Annotated in this window: 21 protein-coding genes; 12 read left to right on the top strand and 9 right to left on the bottom strand. The window is 72.7% G+C overall.

Going from position 1 to position 21,957, the window contains the following annotated elements; all coding sequences use genetic code 11:
- Positions 1 to 13: 13 nt before the first annotated feature.
- Entirely contained in the window at positions 14 to 586 is a 573-nt protein-coding gene (locus NOCJ54_RS0100810; RefSeq protein WP_028653930.1) for a VanZ family protein, read from the top strand.
- On the opposite strand, the gene NOCJ54_RS0100805 is transcribed toward NOCJ54_RS0100810, so the two are convergent.
- Complete coding sequence (locus tag NOCJ54_RS0100805) at positions 572 to 1,009, bottom strand: SRPBCC family protein (protein WP_028653929.1); 438 nt, start codon at positions 1,007 to 1,009, stop codon at positions 572 to 574. The two genes, NOCJ54_RS0100810 and NOCJ54_RS0100805, sit on opposite strands and share 15 nt — an antisense overlap.
- 73 nt (positions 1,010 to 1,082) lie before the next feature.
- Between NOCJ54_RS0100805 and NOCJ54_RS0100800 the strand changes: the two genes are divergently transcribed.
- Positions 1,083 to 2,069, top strand: coding sequence for an aldo/keto reductase (locus NOCJ54_RS0100800; RefSeq protein ID WP_036516321.1), 987 nt, complete (start codon positions 1,083 to 1,085; stop codon positions 2,067 to 2,069).
- A 30-nt stretch (positions 2,070 to 2,099) separates the two neighbouring features.
- Here NOCJ54_RS0100800 and NOCJ54_RS27900 read toward each other — a convergent pair whose 3' ends face one another.
- Positions 2,100 to 3,017, bottom strand: a complete 918-nt coding sequence (locus NOCJ54_RS27900) for a YitT family protein (RefSeq protein WP_051485324.1) — start codon at positions 3,015 to 3,017, stop codon at positions 2,100 to 2,102.
- A gap of 104 nt (positions 3,018 to 3,121) precedes the next feature.
- Between NOCJ54_RS27900 and NOCJ54_RS0100790 the strand changes: the two genes are divergently transcribed.
- Positions 3,122 to 4,792, top strand: coding sequence for a phospho-sugar mutase (locus NOCJ54_RS0100790; RefSeq protein WP_028653927.1), 1,671 nt, complete (start codon positions 3,122 to 3,124; stop codon positions 4,790 to 4,792).
- Between the two features lie 133 nt (positions 4,793 to 4,925).
- On the opposite strand, the gene NOCJ54_RS0100785 is transcribed toward NOCJ54_RS0100790, so the two are convergent.
- Positions 4,926 to 5,483 (bottom strand): hypothetical protein, encoded by a 558-nt coding sequence (locus tag NOCJ54_RS0100785; RefSeq protein ID WP_028653926.1) that lies wholly within the window; start codon positions 5,481 to 5,483, stop codon positions 4,926 to 4,928.
- Between the two features lie 24 nt (positions 5,484 to 5,507).
- Here NOCJ54_RS0100785 and deoC point away from each other — a divergent pair, with 24 nt between their 5' ends.
- The 3 genes from deoC to NOCJ54_RS0100770 are packed head-to-tail and all read left to right on the top strand — an operon-like array spanning position 5,508 to position 8,802.
- The gene (gene deoC, locus NOCJ54_RS0100780; RefSeq protein ID WP_028653925.1) at positions 5,508 to 6,491 is read left to right on the top strand and encodes a deoxyribose-phosphate aldolase; all 984 of its coding nucleotides are present in this window, start codon (positions 5,508 to 5,510) and stop codon (positions 6,489 to 6,491) included.
- 5 nt (positions 6,492 to 6,496) lie between these two features.
- Positions 6,497 to 7,933: an aldehyde dehydrogenase family protein gene (locus tag NOCJ54_RS0100775; RefSeq protein ID WP_028653924.1), complete on the top strand. Its 1,437-nt coding sequence runs from the start codon at positions 6,497 to 6,499 to the stop codon at positions 7,931 to 7,933.
- Positions 7,933 to 8,802 (top strand): aldehyde dehydrogenase family protein, encoded by an 870-nt coding sequence (locus NOCJ54_RS0100770; RefSeq protein WP_028653923.1) that lies wholly within the window; start codon positions 7,933 to 7,935, stop codon positions 8,800 to 8,802. Before NOCJ54_RS0100775 ends, NOCJ54_RS0100770 begins: the two co-directional genes overlap by 1 nt.
- Positions 8,803 to 8,817: 15 nt before the next feature.
- Here the strand turns inward: NOCJ54_RS0100770 and NOCJ54_RS0100765 are convergent, their stop codons facing one another.
- On the bottom strand, positions 8,818 to 10,053 hold the full coding sequence (locus NOCJ54_RS0100765) for a dipeptidase (RefSeq protein WP_232221642.1): 1,236 nt from the start codon (positions 10,051 to 10,053) through the stop codon (positions 8,818 to 8,820).
- Positions 10,046 to 11,581, bottom strand: a complete 1,536-nt coding sequence (locus tag NOCJ54_RS0100760; RefSeq protein WP_028653921.1) for a protein kinase domain-containing protein — start codon at positions 11,579 to 11,581, stop codon at positions 10,046 to 10,048. The genes NOCJ54_RS0100765 and NOCJ54_RS0100760 overlap by 8 nt, the downstream gene beginning before the upstream one ends.
- Positions 11,582 to 11,691: 110 nt before the next feature.
- Between NOCJ54_RS0100760 and NOCJ54_RS0100755 the strand changes: the two genes are divergently transcribed.
- Together NOCJ54_RS0100755 and NOCJ54_RS0100750 are read left to right on the top strand one after the other, a co-directional pair.
- Complete coding sequence (locus NOCJ54_RS0100755; protein WP_028653920.1) at positions 11,692 to 12,321, top strand: ATP-binding protein; 630 nt, start codon at positions 11,692 to 11,694, stop codon at positions 12,319 to 12,321.
- Positions 12,305 to 12,826, top strand: a complete 522-nt coding sequence (locus NOCJ54_RS0100750) for a hypothetical protein (protein WP_028653919.1) — start codon at positions 12,305 to 12,307, stop codon at positions 12,824 to 12,826. Before NOCJ54_RS0100755 ends, NOCJ54_RS0100750 begins: the two co-directional genes overlap by 17 nt.
- 100 nt (positions 12,827 to 12,926) lie before the next feature.
- On the opposite strand, the gene NOCJ54_RS0100745 is transcribed toward NOCJ54_RS0100750, so the two are convergent.
- The 4 genes from NOCJ54_RS0100745 to NOCJ54_RS0100730 form a co-directional block, all read right to left on the bottom strand.
- Positions 12,927 to 14,006, bottom strand: a complete 1,080-nt coding sequence (locus NOCJ54_RS0100745) for an adenosine deaminase (protein WP_028653918.1) — start codon at positions 14,004 to 14,006, stop codon at positions 12,927 to 12,929.
- Positions 14,007 to 14,076: 70 nt separating this feature from the next.
- A complete protein-coding gene (locus NOCJ54_RS0100740; protein WP_028653917.1) occupies positions 14,077 to 14,592 on the bottom strand; it encodes a hypothetical protein in 516 nt (171 codons plus the stop codon).
- 32 nt (positions 14,593 to 14,624) lie between these two features.
- Entirely contained in the window at positions 14,625 to 15,914 is a 1,290-nt protein-coding gene (locus tag NOCJ54_RS0100735; RefSeq protein WP_028653916.1) for a thymidine phosphorylase, read from the bottom strand.
- Complete coding sequence (locus NOCJ54_RS0100730; RefSeq protein WP_232221641.1) at positions 15,907 to 16,302, bottom strand: cytidine deaminase; 396 nt, start codon at positions 16,300 to 16,302, stop codon at positions 15,907 to 15,909. Before NOCJ54_RS0100730 ends, NOCJ54_RS0100735 begins: the two co-directional genes overlap by 8 nt.
- A 197-nt stretch (positions 16,303 to 16,499) precedes the next feature.
- Between NOCJ54_RS0100730 and NOCJ54_RS0100725 the strand changes: the two genes are divergently transcribed.
- The 4 genes from NOCJ54_RS0100725 to NOCJ54_RS0100710 all read left to right on the top strand — a co-directional run bounded on the left by NOCJ54_RS0100725 (position 16,500) and on the right by NOCJ54_RS0100710 (position 21,943).
- Positions 16,500 to 17,582, top strand: coding sequence for a BMP family lipoprotein (locus tag NOCJ54_RS0100725; protein ID WP_028653914.1), 1,083 nt, complete (start codon positions 16,500 to 16,502; stop codon positions 17,580 to 17,582).
- Between the two features lie 190 nt (positions 17,583 to 17,772).
- On the top strand, positions 17,773 to 19,287 hold the full coding sequence (locus tag NOCJ54_RS0100720) for an ABC transporter ATP-binding protein (RefSeq protein WP_028653913.1): 1,515 nt from the start codon (positions 17,773 to 17,775) through the stop codon (positions 19,285 to 19,287).
- Positions 19,284 to 20,654 carry an ABC transporter permease gene (locus NOCJ54_RS23185; protein WP_232221640.1) on the top strand — a complete coding sequence of 457 codons (1,371 nt, stop codon included), beginning with the start codon at positions 19,284 to 19,286 and terminating at the stop codon, positions 20,652 to 20,654. Before NOCJ54_RS0100720 ends, NOCJ54_RS23185 begins: the two co-directional genes overlap by 4 nt.
- Positions 20,651 to 21,943 carry an ABC transporter permease gene (locus NOCJ54_RS0100710; protein ID WP_028653912.1) on the top strand — a complete coding sequence of 431 codons (1,293 nt, stop codon included), beginning with the start codon at positions 20,651 to 20,653 and terminating at the stop codon, positions 21,941 to 21,943. The genes NOCJ54_RS23185 and NOCJ54_RS0100710 overlap by 4 nt, the downstream gene beginning before the upstream one ends.
- The last annotated feature ends 14 nt before the right edge of the window (positions 21,944 to 21,957 follow it).

The raw sequence follows: 21,957 nt of genomic DNA, 5'->3' as shown, positions 1-21,957 counted from the left end.
TAGTCTCCCGCGCATGGTCGGGTTCGGGGGCATCGGCGTGATGCTGCTCGGCATCGCCGTCGCGGCGGTGGCGTGCGGCGTGCTCGCGCTGCTCCTCCTGCGCCCGCTCGGCTGGGTGTCGGCCGGAGCGATCGGCGGGTTCCTGTGGTCGCTGGCGGTCATCGGCCTGGTCACCCTGGTGCCCACGTCGGCGGACCCCGGCATCGTCCCGGCCGAGGGCCGGCTGACCTCGTGCTCGTGGGACATCGGCGGCCCCGCCCCCGAGGGCTTCTGGATCTTCCAGTCCGGCCAGCGCGCGCTCAACACCGCGCTCTTCGTGCCGTCCGGCGCCCTGCTCGTGCTCGCCATCGGCCGGTGGCGAGCGGGCTGGGTCCTGGCGCCGCTCGGCGTGCTGGCGCTGGCCGGCTACTCGGCGCTGATCGAGAAGACCCAGCTCGAGCTCGCCCGGATCGACCGCGCCTGCGACGTCACCGACATCGTCGACAACGCCACCGGCGCAGCGATCGGCGCCGGGATCGGGCTGGTGCTGCTCGTCGTCCTCCAGCCCTGGCGGCACCGACGCCGCAAGCGCTCAGTCCAGCGCTGACGCGAGCCCGCGGCGACAGCCGGCCATCATCCGGCGGTGGTTCCACACCAGCACCGGCCGGCCGACGTACGACGCCAGCGCGAGCGCGCCGTCCACCAGCACCTCCTGCGCGAAGTCCAGCCGGGTGCCGCTGTCGACCGCGGTGAGCGTGAACCTGGCGAACCCGGTGAGGTCGCCGCCCAGCGCGACCTCGACGACGGGCGGCGTGCGGGAGACCGCGTCGAGCACGAGGTCGAGCGTGTAGGGCAGGGCGGACCGGCACCGGACCCACGCGGTGTCGGGCCCGAGCCTGGCCACCGCCCGCACCTGCGGCCACCAGCGCGGGTAGTGCTCGAGGTCGGTCAGCACGGCCGCGACCCGGTCCACCGGCGCCGGGACCTGCCAGGCGTCGGTGAAGCGGAAGTCGCGGGCCACCGGGTCCATGGCCCCAGCATGCCCCGCTCGCCTGACCCGACCCCCGTGGCCCACCGGCCCGGGCCCGGTGTTGGCTACGGCCATGGCGATCCCCACCCGCACCCTCGGCCGCACGTCACCGCTCACCGTCTCCGCGCTGGGCCTGGGGTGCATGGGGATGTCGGAGTTCTACGGCGGCCCGGACGAGGCCGGCGGCACCGCGACGATCCGCCGCGCGCTCGACCTCGGCGTCACCTTCCTCGACACCGCCGACGCCTACGGCCCGTTCACCAACGAGCGCCTGCTCGGCCGGGCCCTCGCGGGCCGTCGCGACGAGGTGCAGGTCGCCACGAAGTTCGGCAACGAGCGGCTCCCCGACGGCACCCGGGTCGGCGTGAACGGGCGTCCGGAGTACGTCCGCAGCGCCTGCGACGCGTCGCTCTCGCGGCTCGGGGTCGACCACATCGACCTCTACTACCAGCACCGCGTCGACCGGACGGTCCCGATCGAGGAGACGGTCGGGGCGATGAAGGAGCTCGTCGAGGCCGGCAAGGTGCGCCACCTCGGCCTCTCCGAGGCGTCGGCCGCGACGATCCGCCGGGCGCACGCCGTACACCCGATCACCGCGCTGCAGTCGGAGTACTCGCTGTTCTGCCGCGACGTCGAGGACGAGGTGCTGCCGACGCTGCGCGAGCTCGGCATCGGGCTGGTTCCCTACTCCCCGCTCGGCCGGGGCCTGCTCACGGCGACGCGGACCGAGGGACCCGTGGGTCCCGGCCGCAGCGCCGTCGCGTTCCCCTGGTTCGCCGACGACAACCTCGACCACAACCTGCGCCTCGTGGCGCGGGTGCGGGCGCTCGCCGAGGGGCGGGGCTGCACGCCCGGTCAGCTCGCCCTGGCCTGGGTGCTGGCGCAGGGCCCGGACGTGGTGCCGATCCCGGGGACCAAGCGGGTGCGCTACCTGGAGGAGAACGTCGCGACCCTCGACGTCACGCTGAGCACGGCAGACCTCGCCGCGCTGGAGCGCGCCGTGCCGCGGGGCGCCGTCGCCGGGCAGCGGTACGCCGACATGAGCTCGGTCGACGGCTGACCGTCCGCCGCGGCCGGCCCGGTCGCTCGCTTAGTGGCCGGCGTTGGTCATCGACTCGAACATCGGACCGTGCAGGTTGGTGATGTCCGAGAAGGTCACGTTGGCATCGGGGTCGAGCGCCTCGATGTCCTCGACGATCGTCGCCTCCTCCATCCGGGAGCAGGTGAAGTTCACGACCCACACGTCCTCACCCGGGCCGTCGGCGTACCAGTGCTGGTGCTGGTCGACGAGCACCGGCCGGTTGATCCGCGCCGAGATCATCGTCGCGACCTCGGCGTGGCGGGTGGTGGTGACGCGCGCCTTGCGGACCCCGGACTCACCGTGCGCGATCTGGTCGACGAGGTCCTTGACCACGACGTAGAACAGCACGCCGGACAGCAGCGCCGACTCCCACGAGATGACGAAGCCGGCAATCGTGAAGATGCCGAGGTTGATGTAGAGGATCAGCTGGCCGACGGTGAACTGCGTGCGCGAGGCCAGGATCGTCGCCAGCACCTCGGTGCCGTCGAGGGCTCCACCGTGGCGCAGGGCCACGCCGATGCCGAGCGCGATCATCGCGCCGCCGCACACCAGCGCGAGCCACGACTGGTCGGTGATCGCGTGCATGTGGTGCAGCACGATCGTCGCGGCGGACAGGGTGGCGATGCCCAGGCCCGAGCGCAGCGCGCTGCGGTGCCCGATCATCACCCAGGCCAGCACCACGAACGGGACGTTGAGCAGGCCGATGAAGACACCCATCGGCAGGTCGACGAACTGGGTGATGATGATCGAGGCACCGACGATGCCGCCGTCGAGGAAGTCGTTGGGGATCAGGAAGCCCTCGAGGCCGATCGCGAACACGATCGCACCGACCACGATCGAGACCAGCTTGTAGGCCTCGGCGATCACGGGGTGCTTGCCGGCCCGGGCCACCAGGGGCTGGGCCTGCGGCGTGGCGGTCTGGGTCATGGGGGCCCTTCGGTCGTCAGCCTGCGGTCGTCAGGAAAGTGCCCGGTGATGCTAGTGGACGTGAGGGCCTCCACCGCGGCCGGACAGCGGGCTACGGTGGCCCGGTGACCACGCCCGACACCGACGTCCTGATCACCCGGGCCCAGTCCTGGCTCGCCGAGGACCCCGACCAGCACACCCGCGAGGAGCTCACCCGGGTCGTCGCCGCGGTCCAGGCCGGCGACGCCGACGCACGAGCGGACCTGGCCGACCGGTTCCGCGGCACGCTGGAGTTCGGCACCGCCGGGCTGCGCGGCGCGCTCGGCGCCGGGCCGAACCGGATGAACCGCGTGGTCGTCATCCGCGCCGCGGCCGGCCTGGCGGCGTACCTCCTCGAGCAGGGCACCGAGCCGGGCACCCCCGTCGTCATCGGGTACGACGCCCGGCACTGCTCCGACGTCTTCGCCCACGACACCGCGGAGGTGATCGCCGGCGCGGGGCTCAGGCCACTGGTGCTGCCGCGTCCCCTGCCGACGCCGCTGCTGGCGTTCGCGATCCGTGAGCTCGGCTGCGCAGCCGGGGTGATGGTGACGGCGAGCCACAACCCGCCGGAGGACAACGGCTACAAGGTCTACCTCGGCGACGGCAGCCAGATCGTGCCGCCGGCCGACTCCGGGATCGCGGCGAGGATCGCGGCGATCGGCAGCCTGTCGACGGTCCGGCGGGTGCCGCTGACCACGACCGGTGGGCGGGTCCTCGACGAGGGCATCGTCGACACCTACCTCGACACCGTCGCCTCCCTCGCCGGCGACGGCCCGCGCGACCTCGCGATCGTCTACACGCCGCTGCACGGCGTGGGTGGGGGTGCGCTGCCGGCCGTGCTGGAGACCGCCGGCTTCGAGCCGCCGACCGTGGTGCCCGAGCAGGAGCAGCCCGACCCCGAGTTCCCGACCGTCGCCTTCCCCAACCCCGAGGAGCCGGGCGCCATCGACCGCGCGGTCGCGCTCGCCGAGCGCACCGGCGCGGACCTGGTGGTCGCCAACGACCCGGACGCCGACCGGTGCGCCCTCGCCGTCCCGGGACCGGACGGGTGGCGGATGCTGCGCGGCGACGAGGTCGGTGCACTGCTCGCCGACCACCTGCTGCGCCTCGGACGCGAGGGCGTCTACGCCACCTCGATCGTCTCCTCCTCGCTGCTCGGCAGGATGGCGAGCGCGGCCGGCCAGCGGTACGCCGAGACCCTCACCGGGTTCAAGTGGATCGGCCGGGTCCCCGACCTGGCCTTCGGCTACGAGGAGGCGCTCGGCTACTGCGTCGACCCGGAGCACGTGGCCGACAAGGACGGCGTCTCGGCCGCGCTGCTGCTGTGCGAGATCGCCGCGGAGGCCAAGGCTGCCGGTCGCACGCTGCTCGACCTGCTCGACGACATCGCGGTCCGCCACGGCCTGCACGCCACCGACCAGCTGTCGGTGCGGGTCACCGACCTGTCCCGGATCGCCGCGGCGATGGAGCGGCTGCGCGCCACTCCCCCGGCCTCCCTCGGCGGGGTCGAGGTCACCGCCGTGGACGACCTCACCCTCGGCTCCGCGGACCTGCCGCCGACCGACGGGCTGCGCTACCGGACGGCGGACGGCAGCCGGGTCGTCGTACGGCCGAGCGGGACGGAGCCGAAGCTCAAGTGCTACCTCGAGGTCGTGGTGCCGGTCGCCGACGGCGACGTGGCCGTCGCCCGCGCGGTGGCAGCGGAGAAGCTGGCCGTGCTGCGCACCGACATCGCCATCGCCGCCGGCATCTGACGCTCGACCTCACGCTGGCCGTCCTCCGTCCTCCACAGCCCGGCGCGGTAGTCCCTGACGAAAAGCACCGCGACACGCCGTTCCCCGGTGCTTTTCGTCAGGGACTACCGCCCCGTCGTCCACAGGCGACGATTCAGGCGACGAGGGCGAGCACCAGGGTCACGACGGCGAGGACGGCGATCGCGCCGACCTCGGGCAGCGCCCACACCCGGCGCACCGGGCCGGGGTCGGCCACGGGGTCGTGCGGGTTCATCCGGCGGCGCACCTTCTCCTCCACGAGCCAGCCGATGGAGTGGTCGGCGGTGATGTCCGGCCCGGCCTTCGCGTCGCTGCGCATGGTCCCGCGGCTGCGGCCCAGGCCGGCGCCGACGAAGCGCTCGTCGCCGACCTCCACGACGGTCACCTGCTTGACCTGCACGTCGGTCATCAGGGGGTAGGGGATGAACCGGCTGTGCAGGACGTTGCGCAGCTCCAGCTCGCCGGGGTGGAGGACCACCGCGGGGCGCAGCAGGACGGCCCACATCAGCACCGCGGCGAGCAGCAGCGCCGGGAACGCCCAGGGCGCGAAGCCGTCGTCGTCGGAGAGCACGGCGAAGACGAGGAGGGCGAGCACGGTGCCGATCCCGAGGAAGCCGGACACGAGTCCTCCCGAGCTGTACCGCTCGGCCTTCTCGACACCTTCGCTCTGCATGGTCCCCAACCCTATGCTGGGCGGATGCCGACCTCCGCCACCACCGACCCCGTCCCGGGACTCGCGGCGTACTCCGAAGTCACGGCCAGCGACGCGTCGCTGCGCCGGTTCCTGCACGGCCTGCCCGGCGTCGACCAGGTCGGTGCGGAGGCCCGGGCCGCCGGGCTCGGGACCCGCTCCATCAAGACGACCGCCAAGGCGTGGGCGCTCGACCTCGCGATCCGGATGGTCGACCTGACCACCCTCGAGGGGCAGGACACCCCCGGCAAGGTGCGCGCGCTCGCCAACAAGGCGCTGCGCCCCGACCCGTCCGACCCGTCGTGCCCGTCGGTGGCCGCGGTCTGCGTGTACGGCGACCTCGTCGGCGAGGTCAAGGCGGTCCTCGGCGACCAGGTGAACGTGGCGGCCGTGGCCACCGCCTTCCCCAGCGGTCGGGCGTCGATGGACATCAAGCTCGCCGACACCCGCGACGCGGTCGCGAACGGCGCCGACGAGATCGACATGGTCATCGACCGTGGCGCCTTCCTCGCCGGGCGCTACCTGCAGGTCTTCGACGAGATCGTCGCGACCCGCGAGGCCTGCGCGCGCCCCGACGGCTCGCACGCCCACCTCAAGGTCATCTTCGAGACCGGTGAGCTGCAGACCTACGACAACGTGCGCCGCGCGTCGTGGCTGGCGATGCTCGCCGGCGCCGACTTCATCAAGACCTCCACGGGCAAGGTGCAGCCGGCGGCGACCCTGCCGGTCACCCTCGTCATGCTCGAGGCCGTCCGCGACTTCCGCGAGGCCACCGGCGTGCAGGTCGGCGTCAAGCCGGCCGGCGGCATCCGCACCGCCAAGGACGCCATCAAGTACCTCGTCATGGTCAACGAGGTCGCGGGCGACGACTGGCTCGACCCGGACTGGTTCCGGTTCGGCGCCTCGACGCTGCTCAACGACCTGCTGATGCAGCGCACCAAGCTCACCACCGGCCGCTACAGCGGTCCCGACTACTTCACCCTGGACTGATCCTCATGGCCTTCGAGTACGCACCGGCTCCGGAGTCGCGGAGCATCGTCGACATCAAGCCGTCCTACGGCCTCTTCGTCGACGGCGAGTTCGTCGACGGACGCGGCACGTCCTTCAAGACGATCAACCCCGCCACCGAGGAGACCCTCGCCGAGGTCGCCGAGGCGTCCGAGGCGGACGTCGACCTCGCCGTCCGGGCCGCCCGCCGTGCCTTCCGCGGGTGGTCGCGGATGTCGGGCAAGGAGCGCGCGAAGTACCTCTTCCGCATCGCCCGGATCATCCAGGAGCGCGGCCGCGAGCTCGCGGTCCTCGAGTCGATCGACAACGGCAAGCCGATCAAGGAGAGCCGCGACGTCGACGTGCCGGTCGTCGCCGCGCACTTCTTCTACTACGCCGGCTGGGCCGACAAGCTCGAGTACGCCGGCCTCGGCCCGAACCCGCAGCCGCTCGGCGTGGCCGGGCAGGTCATCCCGTGGAACTTCCCGCTGCTGATGCTGGCGTGGAAGGTCGCCCCGGCGCTGGCGTGCGGCAACACCGTCGTCCTCAAGCCGGCCGAGACCACGCCGCTCACCGCGCTGCTCTTCGCCGAGATCTGCCAGCAGGCCGACCTGCCGCCGGGCGTCGTCAACATCGTCACCGGCGCGAGCTCGACCGGCCAGGCGCTGGTGTCGCACCCCGACATCGACAAGGTCGCCTTCACCGGCTCCACCGAGGTCGGCAAGGCGATCGCCCGTGCGGTCGCCGGCACCGACAAGAAGGTCACCCTCGAGCTCGGCGGCAAGGCGGCCAACATCGTCTTCGACGACGCGCCGATCGACCAGGCCGTCGAGGGCATCGTCAGCGGCATCTTCTTCAACCAGGGCCACGTGTGCTGCGCCGGGTCGCGCCTGCTGGTGCAGGAGTCCGTCGCCGACGAGGTGATGGCGAAGCTCAAGCGCCGGATGGGCACGCTGCGCGTCGGCGACCCGCTCGACAAGAACACCGACATCGGCGCGATCAACTCGCGCGAGCAGCTCGACCGGATCCGCGAGCTGTCCGAGGTCGGCGAGTCCGAGGGCGCCGAGCGCTGGTCGCCGGCGTGCGACCTGCCGACGTCGGGCTTCTGGTTCCCCCCGACCGTCTTCACCGGCGTCACCCAGGCACACCGCATCGCCCGCGAGGAGGTGTTCGGGCCGGTGCTCTCGGTGCTGACCTTCCGCACCCCGGCCGAGGCGGTCGAGAAGGCCAACAACACGCCGTACGGCCTGTCCGCGGGCGTGTGGACCGAGAAGGGTTCGCGGATCCTGCACATGGCCTCGCAGCTGCGCGCCGGCGTGGTGTGGGCCAACACGTTCAACAAGTTCGACCCGGCCAGCCCGTTCGGCGGCTACAAGGAGTCCGGCTACGGCCGCGAGGGCGGGCGCCAGGGCCTCGCCGCGTACCTGAAGGGAGCGCAGGGCTGATGGCTCGCATCGACGTGCGCAAGACCTACAAGCTCTACATCGGCGGCGCGTTCCCGCGCTCCGAGTCGGGCCACTCCTACGAGGTCACCGACAGCAAGGGGAAGTTCGTGGCGAACGCCGCCCTCGCCTCCCGCAAGGACGTCCGCGACGCGGTCGTCGCGGCGCGCAAGGCGTTCGGACCGTGGTCGTCCCGCACCGCCTACAACCGGGGGCAGGTCGTCTACCGGATCGCCGAGGTGATGGAGGACCGCCGCCCGCAGTTCGAGGAGGCCGTCCGCCAGTCCGAGGGCGCCTCCGCCAGCGCCGCCCGCGGCCAGGTGGACGCCGCCGTCGACCGCCTCGTCTGGTACGCCGGCTGGGCGGACAAGCTCGCGCAGGTGGTCGGCAACGCCAACCCCGTCGCGGGTCCGTTCTTCAACCACACCGCGCCCGAGCCGACCGGCGTGGTGGGCGTCCTCGCCCCGCAGCAGTCCTCGCTGCTGGGCCTGGTCTCGGTCGTGGCACCGGTCGTCGTCACCGGCAACAGCGCGGTCGTGGTGTCGTCCTTCGAGCGTCCGCTGCCCGCCGTCACCTTCTCCGAGGTGCTGGCGACCTCCGACGTGCCCGGTGGCGTGGTCAACATCCTCACCGGCGACGCCGCGGCGCTCGGCCCGTGGCTGGCGGCCCACATGGACGTCAACGCGATCGACCTGTGCGGCGTGGCGGGCTCGCCGGAGCTCGCGACCTCCCTCGAGGTCGCGGCCGCCGACAACCTCAAGCGGGTCCGGCGTGCGCCGGACGCCGAGCCGGACTGGGCCGCCGAGCCGGGCCTGGGCACGATGACCGACTTCATCGAGTCCAAGACGGTCTGGCACCCGATCGGGACCTGACGGCGCCGCCTGCGGCTAGCCGGCCGGCAGCACCCTCCGCAGCACCCGGAGGGTGTTGCCGCCCATGATCGCGGCGACCTCCTGCTCGTCGTACCCGCGGTCGAGAAGCTCCTGGGTGATCGCGGCGAGGTGGGTGGTGTCCCACCCCACGGTGGTGGCGCCGTCGTAGTCGCTGCCGAGCGCGGCGGCCTCGATGCCGCCGACCGCGACGACGTGGTCGATGGCGTCGACGACGGCAGAGACGGTGAGCTCGCAGACCGCGGCGTCCCAGTAGCCGACGCCGACGACTCCCCCGGTGGCGGCGACACCGCGGATCTCGTCGTCGGTGAGGTTGCGGTTGACGTCGCAGGTCGCCTGGACCCCGCCGTGGCTGAGGACGAGCGGCTTCGTGGCGAGCTCGAGCATCTCGGCGACGGCCTCGTGGCTGGCGTGGGCGATGTCGACGACGATGCCGAGCTCCTCCAGCTCGGCGAACACCTCGCGGCCGAGGTCGGTGAGCCCGCCCTTGTCCTCACCGTGCATGGAGCCGGCGACCTCGTTGTCGAAGAAGTGGGTGAACCCGGCCATCCGCATGCCCGCTGCCTCCAGCCGGTCGAGGTTGCGGATGTCGCCCTCGAGGTTGTGCAGGCCCTCGACCGAGAACAGGGCACCGGTGACCTGCTCGCCCGCGGCGCGGGCGGCGAGCACGGCGTCGAGGTCGGCCACCGAGCGGACCAGCCGCAGCCGGCCCCCGGAGCCCTCGGCTGCGTCGTGGAGCTTCTGCGCGTGGTGGAGCGAGCGCTGCAGCAACGAGCGCCAGGTGCGCAACGGCTGCAGCTGCGCGATCGCGAGCAGCGTGATGTTGTCGCTGTCGGCGGAGTTGCTGTCGTAGTTCTGGCCCTTCGGCGACTTCGACACCGACGAGAAGACCTGCAGCGCGACGTTGCCCTCCTCCAGCCGCGGCAGGTCCATGTGCCCGCGGTCGGCACTCTCGAGCAGGTCGCGGTCCCACAGCAGCGTGTCGGAGTGCAGGTCGACGACCTGCAGCGAGTCGTGCAGTCGCTGGGTCGCCGGGCTGACCGTGGGCAGGTCGGCGGGCTCGACGCGGTTGCGCATCCGCTCGAGCTTGCCCGGGGCGTAGGTGAAGAACGCGACGGCGAGGACCAGCAGGACCACGCCGAGGCCGAGCGCACCCACCCGGACCCGCCGGCCGAGCCGGGAGCGGCGACGGGCCGGGCGGGTCTCGCTGGTCGCGTCGTCGGACTCAGTCACGTCGTACCTCCTGCAGGACGGTGGCGCACAGGTCCCCCGCCGCGGCGTCCAGGTCGGCGGCTGCATCGACGTCGGCCGGTGACGCGAGGGGCCGGTTCACGCTGCAGACCAGCACCTGGTCGAGCTCGGTGACGGCGTGCACGACCCGGGCCACCCCGGGGTGCTGCTGGCCCCGCGCCAGCCGCACCGGCGGGGCCAGGCAGCTGAATGCCGTGTCGTAGCCATGGTCGTCGAGGTCGCGGCACCGGGTGGCGTACGACGCGTCCCAGTCCCGGCCGGCGTCGCGGACGGCGAGCAGGGCCGTGTTGTCGAGCTGCGCCCGCACCTGCTCGGAGTCGGTCGCGCCGGCCTGCTCGACCGCGGCCGCCGCACCCACGGAGAGGGTCACGACCGTGCGGGACGCGCCGTTGCCCCACCAGCAGGTCGCCGAGGCGCGCTGCCCGGACGGCTGTCCCGTCGCACGGGCACCGGAGGAGTCGAACCGGGCGTCGGTGCCGGTGCCGGCGACGACCACGACGTCGGCCTCGACCTCGTCGCAGAACTGGTCGGTCCGCAACGACGCGGGGGCCCGGGGCGGCTCGTCGCCGAGCGCGATCGTCGCGACACCGCCTCCGGCGAGGACCACCGCGACGGCACCGCCGACGAGGACGCGGCGGCGCCACGGCGAGGGACCGGCGGGCCGGCTCACCTCGGTCGGTGGCGGCGGGTCGAGCGCGACGACCTCCGGCACGGCCTGGCCGGCCAGCGCGGCGAGCCCGGCCTCCGTCCACCAGGCCGGGCCGTAGGCGCGCTTGGCGGCGCGGCCCAGCGCGTTGAGGAAGGCCTGCGCGTCGGGGTGGCGGTCGGCGGGCGCCTTCGAGAGCGCCTTGCTCAGCACGGTGCGCAGGGTCGCGTCGACGGCGCGCAGGTGCCGCTTCTGCTCGGACAGCGGTTGCCCGGTGAGCAGGTGGACGAGGAGCGCGGCGACGCCGTACACGTCGGCGGTGCGGGTGAGCTCGGCGCCGGGGTGGCGCACCGCCTCGGGCGCCAGGTAGGCCGGCGCCGGGCGTCCGAGGCCGAACCCGGTCAGCCGCACCGTGCCGTCGGTCCCGAGCAGCACCGCCGCCGGCGCCACCCGGCCGTGGACGACGCCACGCTCGTGGGCGTGCGCGAGGCCGAGCAGCACCGCACGGGCGACGCCGAGGACCTGCCCGACGACGAGCACCTGGCCGCGGTCGAGCAGGTCGGCCAGGCTCGCCGCCTCGACCCGCTCGGTGACGAGGTACGACGCACCGGGGCCGTGCGCGAGGCCGCGGACCGCCACGAGGTGCTCCTCGTCGAGGGCAGCGAGCCGACCGACGCGGTCGGCCAGCGCCGCGGCCTCCTCCTCGCTGAGCGGGCGCAGGGCGACCGGGTCGCCGTCGGCGGTCCGGGCCTCCAGCAGGGCGCACGGCCCCTCCTCGCCCACGCGGCCGGTCACCTCGAACCCGTGGACGACCGGTGCCGTCACGCGCGCCAGCCCCTCCGCGCCCTCCCCCTCGGTGTTCATGGCGCCGATCCTGCCGTGGCCGGCGACGCGGCGGGGCGGATTCCAGCATGCGCACGCAGACGGTCACCGGCCGTTGTGGGTCCGGCCGGGCCGCGTCGTAGGCTCGTCCGGTGCCCGCCCGTGTCATCGTCCTCGCCGGCCCCTCGGGCGCCGGGAAGTCGCGACTCGCGGAACGGATGGCCCGGGCACGCGGCTGGCCGACGCTGCGCCTCGACGACTTCTACCGCGACGGCGACGAGCCGGGGCTGCCGAGGATCACGACGGGCAGCAACGCCGGACTCGTCGACTGGGACCACCCCGCGACCTGGCACCACGAGGACGCCCTCGCCGCGCTCGAGTCACTGTGTGCCCACGGGTTCGCCGACATCCCGGTCTACTCGATCTCCGAGAGCCGGCGCACCGGCAGCCAGCGGCTGGACCTGCGCGGCGCCACGCACTTCTGCGCGGAGGGGATCTTCGCGGCCGAGGTGGTCGAGGAGTGCCGCGAGCGCGGGATCCTCGCGGCGGCGTACTGCGTCACCCAGCACCCAGGCCTCACCTTCTGGCGGCGCCTGACCCGCGACCTGCGCGAGCACCGCAAGCCCCCGCTGGTCCTGCTCCGCCGCGGCATCGCCCTCGCCCGCGCGCAGCGGCAGGTCGTGCGCCGCGCGGTCGCCGTCGGCTGCCGGGTCGCGACCGGCGACCGCGCCTTCGCCGAGCTCAACGCCTCGACGGAGGACGACCATGCGGTGGCCGGCTGACCTCCCCCCGGACACCCTCCGGCAGCCCGACCGGGTGAGCTGCGGCGCCGCGTCCGTGGTCGCGGCGCGGGTCCTGCTCTCGCCGTGGCGCCCGGACGACGACGTGGGCGCCGAGATCCGCCAGGAGCACCGCCACCTCACCTCGACCCGCAGCCCCCGCGACCGCTTCCAGCTCCCCTGGCCGCGCGCCCTCGGCACCCCGCCGTGGGCCGTCGCCAACGCGCTGCGCGCCCTCACCGGCGAGCACGTCGCCACCGTGCACGTGCGCCCCCGCCCCGCCATCGGCTACGAGGTGCTCCGCGAGAACCTCGCCACCCGCCCGGTCGCGGTCTACGTCGGCAACCGCTGGCTCCCCCGCCACGTCGCCCTCGCCGTGGGCGTCACCGGCGACGCGATCGAGGTCTTCGACCCCGCCGCCGGCGCCGTGCTCACCATCGGCAGCGCCCGCTGGGCCGAGCACCGGGTCGGGATCGGTGGGTGGAGCCACTTCTGGTTCGTGGTGTGAGGGGCAGGAATCGCCGCTTCAGAGGTGATTCCCTCGCTTCCTGACCGTTGCAATGGCCAGGAAGCAGCAGGAACGGTCAGGAAGTCCGCGCTCCGCGCCGTCAGCCCTGCCGCTCGGCGTACCACGGCTTGATCGTCTCGGTGATCAGCCGGTACCGCTCGTCGTAGGGGATGAACGCCGACTTCATCGCGTTCACGGTCAGCCACTCGATCTCCCGCCAGCCGTAGCCGAAGGCCTCGTTGAGCAGCCCGAATTCACGGCTCAGCGACGTGCGGCTCATCAGCCGGTTGTCGGTGTTGACGGTGACCCGGAAGCGCAGCGACGCGAGCAGCTTGATCGGGTGCTCCGCCAGCGACGGCGCGGCGCCGGTCTGCACGTTCGACGAGGGGCACATCTCGAGCGGGATCCGCTTGTCCCTGACGTACGACGCCAGGCGGCCCAGCTTCGCGGTGCCGTCCTCGGCGACGGCGATGTCGTCGGCGATCCGCACGCCGTGGCCGAGCCGGTCGGCGCCGCACCACTGCACCGCCTCCCAGATGGACGGCAGGCCGAAGCCCTCGCCGGCGTGGATGGTGAAGTGGGAGTTCTCGCGCTGGAGGTACTCGAACGCGTCGATGAAGCGGGTCGGCGGGTAGCCCGCCTCGGGGCCGGCGATGTCGAAGCCGACGACGCCGCGGTCACGCCACTGGATCGAGAGCTCGGCGATCTCCATCGCGCGGGCGGCCTGGCGCATGGCGGTGAGCAGGTGGCGCACCACGATCCGGCCACCGGCGGCGGCCATGCCCTCCTCGAAGCCGGCCTGGACGGCGGCGACGACCTGGTCGAGCTCGAGCCCGCCCTCGACGTGCAGCTCAGGGGCGTAGCGGATCTCGGCGTACACCACCCCGTCCGCGGCGAGGTCCTCCACGCACTCCCGCGCCACGCGGGTCAGCGCCTCGGCGGTCTGCATCACCCCGACGGTGTGGGCGAAGGTCTCCAGGTAGCGCTCGAGCGAGCCGGAGTCGGCGGCCTCGGCGAACCAGGTGGCGAGCGCGGTCGGGTCGGTGGCCGGGAGCTGGTGGTCCACGGCGGCGGCGAGGTCGACGATCGTCGCGGGGCGCAGTCCGCCGTCGAGGTGGTCGTGCAGCAGGACCTTGGGTGCGGCCTGCAGGTCGGCGGTGGGGAGAAGGGTGGCTTCCATGGACCATTACTACAGCAGTGGTCCAGCGCCCGCACGCCTTGTCGGCACCGGCCCGGGCGGGAGCGCGGACTCAGCCGCGGCCGAACCAGCGCCGCCGCCCCCGGCCCCGCTCCGGGGTGCTGGAGGTGAGCGAGTGCGCGGCGCTGCCGGCGATGTCGGCGAGCGCGAACTCCACCCGCGCCTCCACCAGCCGGCGCAGCCGCCGCTCGTCGAGCAGGTGGATGCCGGCCTCCTCGGGCAGCGGGGTGCCGTCGTCCACGACGACCTCGCCCTCGCCGCACGACCACGTCCGGTGGCCGCCCGCGTGCGCGACCTGCCACGTGTAGAAGTCGAGGTTGCCCATGAAGAAGGCGTGCACGACCTCCACACCCAGCGCGGCGTGCAGCGTGCGCGGCAGCTCGGGGTCGGGGCCGCGGCCGACCAGCACCAGGTCGGCGCCGTGCTCGACCAGCCACAGCTGGTCACCGAGCCCGGCGGCGATCGCGCCGTCGGGCGTGGTCGTGGCGCCGCCGGGGGCGTACCCCACCCGGGCGAGGTCGCCCGCCGAGGCGCCGCGTACGACGGTCAGCGCGGTGCGCCAGGCCATCCGGCCGCCCTCCCCGGACCCTTCCGGCCGGCTCAGCCGACCCGGTCGATGACCAGCGGGCGGGGCTCGAACGCGGTGCCGAGCGGCGCGACGTCGTACCCGCCCTCGAGCGCGGCGACCGCGCGGTCGAAGCGCTCCGGGGTGTCGGTGAGCAGGGTGAACAGGGGCTCCCCCGCGCGCACCTCGTCGCCCGGGCGGGCGTGCCAGACCACGCCGGCCCCCGCCTGCACCGGGTCCTCCTTGCGCTCGCGGCCGGCGCCGAGGCGCCACGCCGCGACGCCGACGGACAGTGCGTCGAGACGGGTCAGCACGCCGTCGGAGGGAGCGGCCACGACGTGGCGCTCCTTCGCGACCGGCAGCTCGGCGTCCGGGTCGCCGCCCTGGGCGGCGATCATCCGGCGCCACACGTCCATCGCCGATCCGTCGGCCAGCTTGTCGGCGGGGTCGACGTCGTCGCGACCGGCGGCGGCGAGCATCTCGCGGGCCAGTGCGACGGTGAGCTCGACGACGTCGGCCGGGCCGCCGCCGGCGAGCACCTCCACCGACTCGGCGACCTCGATCGCGTTGCCGGCGGTGAGGCCGAGCGGGGTCTCCATGTCGGTGAGCAGCGCGACGGTGCGCACCCCGGCGTCGGCGCCGAGGCCGACCATCACCTCGGCGAGCTCGCGGGCGCGGTCGACCGACTTCATGAACGCGCCGCTGCCGACCTTCACGTCGAGCACCAGCGCGCCGGTGCCCTCGGCGATCTTCTTGCTCATGATCGAGGAGGCGATGAGCGGGATCGCCTCGACCGTGCCGGTGACGTCGCGCAGGGCGTAGAGCTTCTTGTCCGCCGGGGCGAGGCCGTCACCGGCGGCGCAGATGACGGCACCGACGTCCTCGAGCTGCGCCATCATCTCGCCGTTGGACAGCAGGGCCCGCCAGCCGGGGACCGACTCGAGCTTGTCGAGCGTGCCGCCGGTGTGGCCCAGGCCGCGCCCGGACAGCTGCGGCACGGCGACGCCGCACGCGGCGACGAGGGGGGCCAGCGGCAAGGTGATCTTGTCGCCGACGCCGCCGGTGGAGTGCTTGTCCGCGGTGGGGCGCGACAGCGAGGAGAAGTCCATCCGCTCACCGGACGCGATCATCGCGGCGGTCCAGTCGGCGATCTCGCGGCGGTCCATGCCGTTGAGCAGGATCGCCATTGCGAGGGCCGACATCTGCTCGTCGGCGACCGCGCCCCGGGTGTAGGCGTCGACGACCCAGTCGATCTGGCTCGTGGTCAGCGTGCCGCGGTCGCGCTTGGTCTGGATCACCGAGACGGCGTCGTGGTTGTCAGCCATGCCGGAACCCTAGGTCGTCGGGCCCGAACGCCTGCGGCAGGACCTGCGCCATCGTCAGCAGCCCCTCGGGGGTGAGCACCTCCAGCGCGGCGCCGCCGTTCTCCCACAGCAGCTGCCGGCACCGGCCGCACGGCATGATCACCTCGCCGTCCCCGTTGACGCACACGAAGTGCGTCAGCCGGCCGCCGCCGGTGGCGTGCAGCTGCGACACCAGGCCGCACTCGGCGCAGAGGGTGACGCCGTACCCCGCGTTCTCGACGTTGCACCCGACCAGCAGGCGCCCGTCGTCGGCGAGGGCCGCAGCCCCCACCCGGTAGCCGGAGTACGGCGCGTACGCACGCTGGGCGATCTCGCTCGCCGCTCGCTGCAGGGACTCCCAGTCGACCACGGAGGCCAACCTACTCGTCGGCCCCCACCTGCGCGCGAGGATCGTCGGCCAGACCGGCCACCCGGAGCAAATGTCCCAAGTTGATAACCGTTTCGCCGAATGTGCTTCCCGAGCCGGGCCCGGTGGGTGAGGATGCACCGGAACCACCCGCCGTCACCAGCCCTGCCAGCGTGCCGGGCGTCGATCTGGAGGAATTTGTGAAGACCTGGAAGAGGACGTCGGCTGCTGCCGCCGTTGCCCTGATCGCGAGCGCCGGCCTGGCCGCGTGCGGCGACGCGCCGGAGGAGTCGGCCGAGGAGAAGAGCGACTTCCTCCCCTGCATCCTGTCCGACGCCGGCGGCTTCGACGACAAGTCGTTCAACCAGCTCAGCTACGAGGGCGTGAAGGAGGCGGCCGAGGAGCTCAACAGCGAGTTCAAGGAGTTCGAGTCCAAGAACGAGAACGACTACGCGGGCGCGCTCGAGAACTTCGTCGCCCAGGGCTGTGACGCGATCGTGACGGTGGGCTTCGCCCTCTCCGCCGCGACCGTCGAGTCGGCCAAGCAGAACCCCGACATCGAGTACATCCTCATCGACGACGCGGCCGACAACGACTTCGACGGCACCAAGGACGCGGAGAACATCAAGCCGATCCTGTACGACACGGCCCAGGCCGCGTTCCTCGCGGGCTACGCCGCGGCTGACTACACGAAGACCGGCGTCGTCGGCACGTACGGCGGCCAGCCGTTCCCGACCGTCACCATCTTCATGGACGGCTTCAAGCAGGGCGTCGAGTACTACGCCAAGGAGAAGGGCAAGGACGTCAAGCTGGTCGGCTTCCAGGGCGGCGACAAGGGCACCTTCACCGGCGGCTTCGACGCCAACGAGAAGGCCACCAACACCGCCAAGCAGATCATCGCGCAGAACGCCGACGTGATCCTGCCGGTCGGCGGCCCGATTTACCAGGGTGCGCTCACCGCCATCGAGGACTCCGGCAAGGACATCGCGCTGGTCGGCGTGGACGCCGACTTCTTCGAGACCGACCCGAACACGCAGGACGTCGTGTTCACCTCGATCCTGAAGAACATGAAGCAGTCCACCTTCGAGGCCGTCGTGGCCGCTGGTCAGGACGAGTTCGACGCCGAGGCCTACATCGGCACGCTGGAGAACGACGGCGTCGGCATCGCCTCGTTCCACAACTTCGAGGACAAGATCTCGGACAGCCTCCAGGCCGAGCTCGACGAGGTGAAGGCCGGCATCATCGACGGCTCGATCCCGGTCACGTCGTACCTCAACCAGTAGTACCGGCAAGCAACGTCCGGGGGAGGTCGGTTCCCGCAACCGACCTCCCCCGGACTGCTTCCGCCAGCACCTCGCTGGCAGCCCGCCAGCACCCCCGCCCGCAGTCCTGCCGGCCGCCCGCCGGCAGTCCCGCCCGCGGCGCACGGCCCCGCTGCTGGCATCTGCCCGCCCGCTCGGAGAGGATCGGCCCATGACGCTCGAACTCAGGGGCATCACGAAGCGCTTCGGCCCCCTGGTCGCCAACGACCGCATCTCGCTCACCGTCAACGAGGGCGAGATCCACGCCCTCCTGGGTGAGAACGGGGCCGGCAAGTCGACCCTGATGAACGTGCTCTACGGCCTCTACCAGGCCGACGAGGGCGAGATCCTCCTCGACGGCAAGCCGCTGGAGATGACGGGCCCCGGCGACGCGATGGCCGCCGGCATCGGCATGGTGCACCAGCACTTCATGCTCATCCCGGTCTTCACCGTCGCCGAGAACGTCATGCTCGGCAACGAGGCGACCGGATTCGCCGGCCAGCTCGACATCGACGCCGCGCGCGCCCGGGTGCGCGAGATCTCCGAGCGCTTCGGGTTCGACGTCGACCCCGACGCGGTCGTCGAGACCCTCCCGGTCGGCGTCCAGCAGCGCGTCGAGATCATCAAGGCGCTCTCCCGCGACGCCCGCGTCCTCGTCTTCGACGAGCCGACCGCGGTGCTGACACCGCAGGAGACCGACGAGCTCATGGAGATCATGCGCCAGCTCCGGGAGTCCGGGACGGCCATCGTCTTCATCAGCCACAAGCTGCGCGAGGTCCGCGCGATCGCCGACCGGATCACCGTGATCCGCCGCGGCGCCGTCGTCGGCGAGGCCTCCCCCAGCGCCACCAACGCCGAGCTCGCTGCCCTCATGGTCGGCCGCCCCGTCGAGCTCACCGTGCAGAAGGACCCGGCGCAGCCCGGACCGGCCGCGCTCACCGTCACGGACCTGCGGGTCGTCGACGACACCGGCCACGTCCACCTCGACGGCATCACCTTCTCGATCGCCGCCGGTGAGGTGCTCGGCGTCGCAGGCGTCCAGGGCAACGGCCAGACCGAGCTCACCGAGGCCGTCCTCGGCCTGCAGTCCGACGTCACCGGCTCGATCGAGCTCGACGGGCGCCAGCTCGTCGGCCGCTCGGTGCGCAAGGTCCTCGACGCCGGTGTCGGCTTCGTCCCCGAGGACCGCCAGGTCGACGGGCTCGTGGCCGGCATGACCATCGCCGAGAACCTCATGCTCAACCGCAGCCACGGCGAGCCCTTCGTCGGGATGGGCACGATCAAGCGCAAGGTGCTGGAGGCGTTCGCCGAGGAGAAGCTCGTCGAGTACGACGTGCGCGCCTCCGGCATCCACGCGACCGCCGGCCAGCTCTCCGGCGGCAACCAGCAGAAGGTCGTCGTCGCCCGCGAGCTGTCCCGCGACCTGCGCCTGCTGGTCGCCGCGCAGCCGACCCGCGGCGTCGACGTGGGCTCCATCGAGTTCATCCACAAGCAGATCGTGGCGACCCGCGACCGCGGGGTCCCGGTGCTCCTGGTCTCCACCGAGCTCGACGAGATCGTCGCGCTCTCCGACCGGATCATGGTCCTCTACCGCGGCCAGGTCGTCGGGATCGTCCCGGCCGACACCCCGAGGGAGACGCTCGGGCTGATGATGGCCGGCGAGCGGCCGGAAGGAGTCGTGGCGTGAACGACGAGACGCCCCAGACCCCCGAGACCCCGGGAGGCGGCGGCTCCGCGCCGGAGCCCGGACCGTCCCTGGAGAAGGCCCCCTCCGGCCCGTGGCCGTCGGTGCCCCAGGACGGCTCCCCCGAGCCCGAGCCCGAGTCGTCCGGGGGTGGCGCTGGCGCCGGCTCCGCACCGGCGTCGGGCGGTGACACCCCGCCGGAGCCGTCGAGTCGCTGGCGCGAGGTGTTCCGCGAGATCGCCACCGGCAGCCTGCTGGTCTCGGTCCTCTCGGTCTTCCTCGCGGTGGTCGTCGGCTCGCTGATGATCCTGCTGACCGACGAGACGGTCCGGGAGTCCGCCGGCTACATCGGCGCCCGGCCCAGCGACTTCTTCTACGCCGTGCGCGACGCGGTCGTCGACGCCTACACCGCGCTGTTCCGCGGCTCGATCTACAACACCAACGTCGAGGGCTTCGACCGCCGCATCCGGCCGCTGACCGAGACCCTGAAGTACTCCGGCCCGCTGATCCTCGCCGGCCTCGGCGTCGGACTCGCGTTCCGCGCCGGGCTGTTCAACATCGGTGGCCGCGGCCAGATGCTGCTCGCCGGCGCAGCCGCCGGCTGGGTCGCCGTGACCGTCGACCTGCCGCTCGTGCTGCACCTGCCGCTCGCCGTGCTCGCCGGCGCCGTCGCCGGTGCCCTGTGGGCCGGCCTCGCCGGCTTCCTCAAGGCCCGCACCGGCGCGCACGAGGTGATCGTCACGATCATGCTCAACTACGTCGGCTTCTACCTCGTCTTCTACGCACTCTCGCGCCAGGGCCTGCTGCAGGCGCCGGGCTCGGGCAACCCGAAGTCGGAGGCGATGCCGGAGTCGGCGAAGCTGCCGAAGCTGCTGGGTGAGGACTTCAACCTGCACGCCGGGTTCGTGCTGGCCCTGGTCGCCGTCGCGTTCGTGTGGTGGCTGCTCAACAAGTCCGCGCTCGGCTTCCGGTTCCGTGCCGTCGGCGAGAACCCCGAGGCAGCCCGCGCGTCCGGCATCCACGTCGGTCGCACGTACACGACCGTGATGCTCATCGCCGGTGCGCTCGTCGGCCTCGCCGGCGTCAACCAGGTGCTCGGCACCGCCACCAGCGGCGTCACCGTCGACCTCGACGCCGGCATCGGCTTCGACGCGATCACCGTCGCGCTGCTCGGCCGCTCGCGACCGGTCGGCATCCTCGCGGCCGGCCTGCTGTTCGGCGCCCTCAAGGCCGGTGGCTTCTCGATGGCCGCCGCGGAGGGCATCCCGGTCGAGATCGTGCTGGTCATCCAGTCCCTGATCGTCCTGTTCATCGCCGCCCCACCGCTGGTCAGGGCGATCTTCCGACTGCCGAAGGGAGCGACGGCATGACCACGCTGACCGAGAAGACGCCGTTCGTCCCGGACCCCGACGCCCCCGTCGTCACGTCCACCAAGGGCCTGCTCAAGACGCCGATCGTCTTCGGCGTCGTGACCGTCCTGGTCGCGCTGCTGCTGGCGTTCAAGTCCCGCGAGGGCGACACCACCTTCCGCATCGCCGCCGACACCGACCTGTTCGAGCTGCCGGAGATCACCGTCCCCTCGACGCCGTCGCTCGCGACGGTGATCGTGCTGCTGGCCGTGTGCACGGCGGCGTCCACGCTGCTGGCATCCCGCAACCGTCGTACGCCGCTGTGGCTGGTCGCGGTGTTCGCCGTGCTCGCCGTGGTCGGCTTCCTGGCCTGGGCCGCGGCCGGCGAGGCGGTGCCGATGGTCGGCCTGCTCAGCGGCTCCATCGCGCTCGCCGTCCCGCTCGTCTTCGGCGCCCTCGGCGGCGTGCTCGGCGAGCGGGCGGGCGTCGTCAACATCGCCATCGACGGCCAGCTCCTCTTCGGCGCCTTCGCCGCCGCGATGTTCGGCACCATCGTCGGCTCCCCGTGGGGCGGCCTGGTCGCCGCAATGTGCGCCGGAGCGCTGGTCGCGCTGGTGCTCGCGTTCTTCGCGATCAACTACTTCGTCGACCAGGTCATCGTCGGCGTCGTCCTCAACGTCCTCGTGATCGGCCTGACCAGCTTCCTCTTCGGCCAGGTCATGACCGAGAACCCGACCGGCCTCAACGACCCGCCGCACTTCAGCCGGATCCCGATCCCGCTGCTCGGCGAGATCCCGATCATCGGCCCCGTGCTGTTCCGCCAGACCATCCTCGTCTACATCATGTACGTCGGCGTCGGCCTCGTCGCGTGGGCGCTCTACCGCACCAAGTGGGGCCTGCGCGTGCGCGCCGTCGGCGAGCACCCCAAGGCCGCGGACACCGTCGGCATCAAGGTCAACCGCACCCGCTACACCACCCTCATCATCGCCGGCCTGATCGCCGGCATCGGCGGGGCGACGTACACGCTGGTCTCGGTGCCGCAGTTCGGCGAGGAGATGACCGGCGGCGCCGGCTACATCGCCCTCGCGGCGGTCATCTTCGGCCGCTGGGACCCGATCCGCGCCACCCTCGCCGCCCTGCTCTTCGGCTTCGCGACGAACCTCTCCGGCGTGCTGTCGGTCATCGGCTCCCCCGTGCCCAGCCAGTTCATGCTGATGCTGCCGTACGTCGTCACGATCATCGCCGTCGCCGGCCTCGTCGGCCACTCCCGCGCCCCTGCCGCGGACGGGGTGCCGTACCGGAAGGGTTGATCGGGGTGGCTGGG

Origin of the sequence: Nocardioides sp. J54 (assembly GCF_000519005.1) — a bacterium.
Taxonomy (GTDB): Bacteria; Actinomycetota; Actinomycetes; order Propionibacteriales; family Nocardioidaceae; genus Nocardioides.
This window is presented reverse-complemented; position numbering and strand designations above follow the sequence as displayed.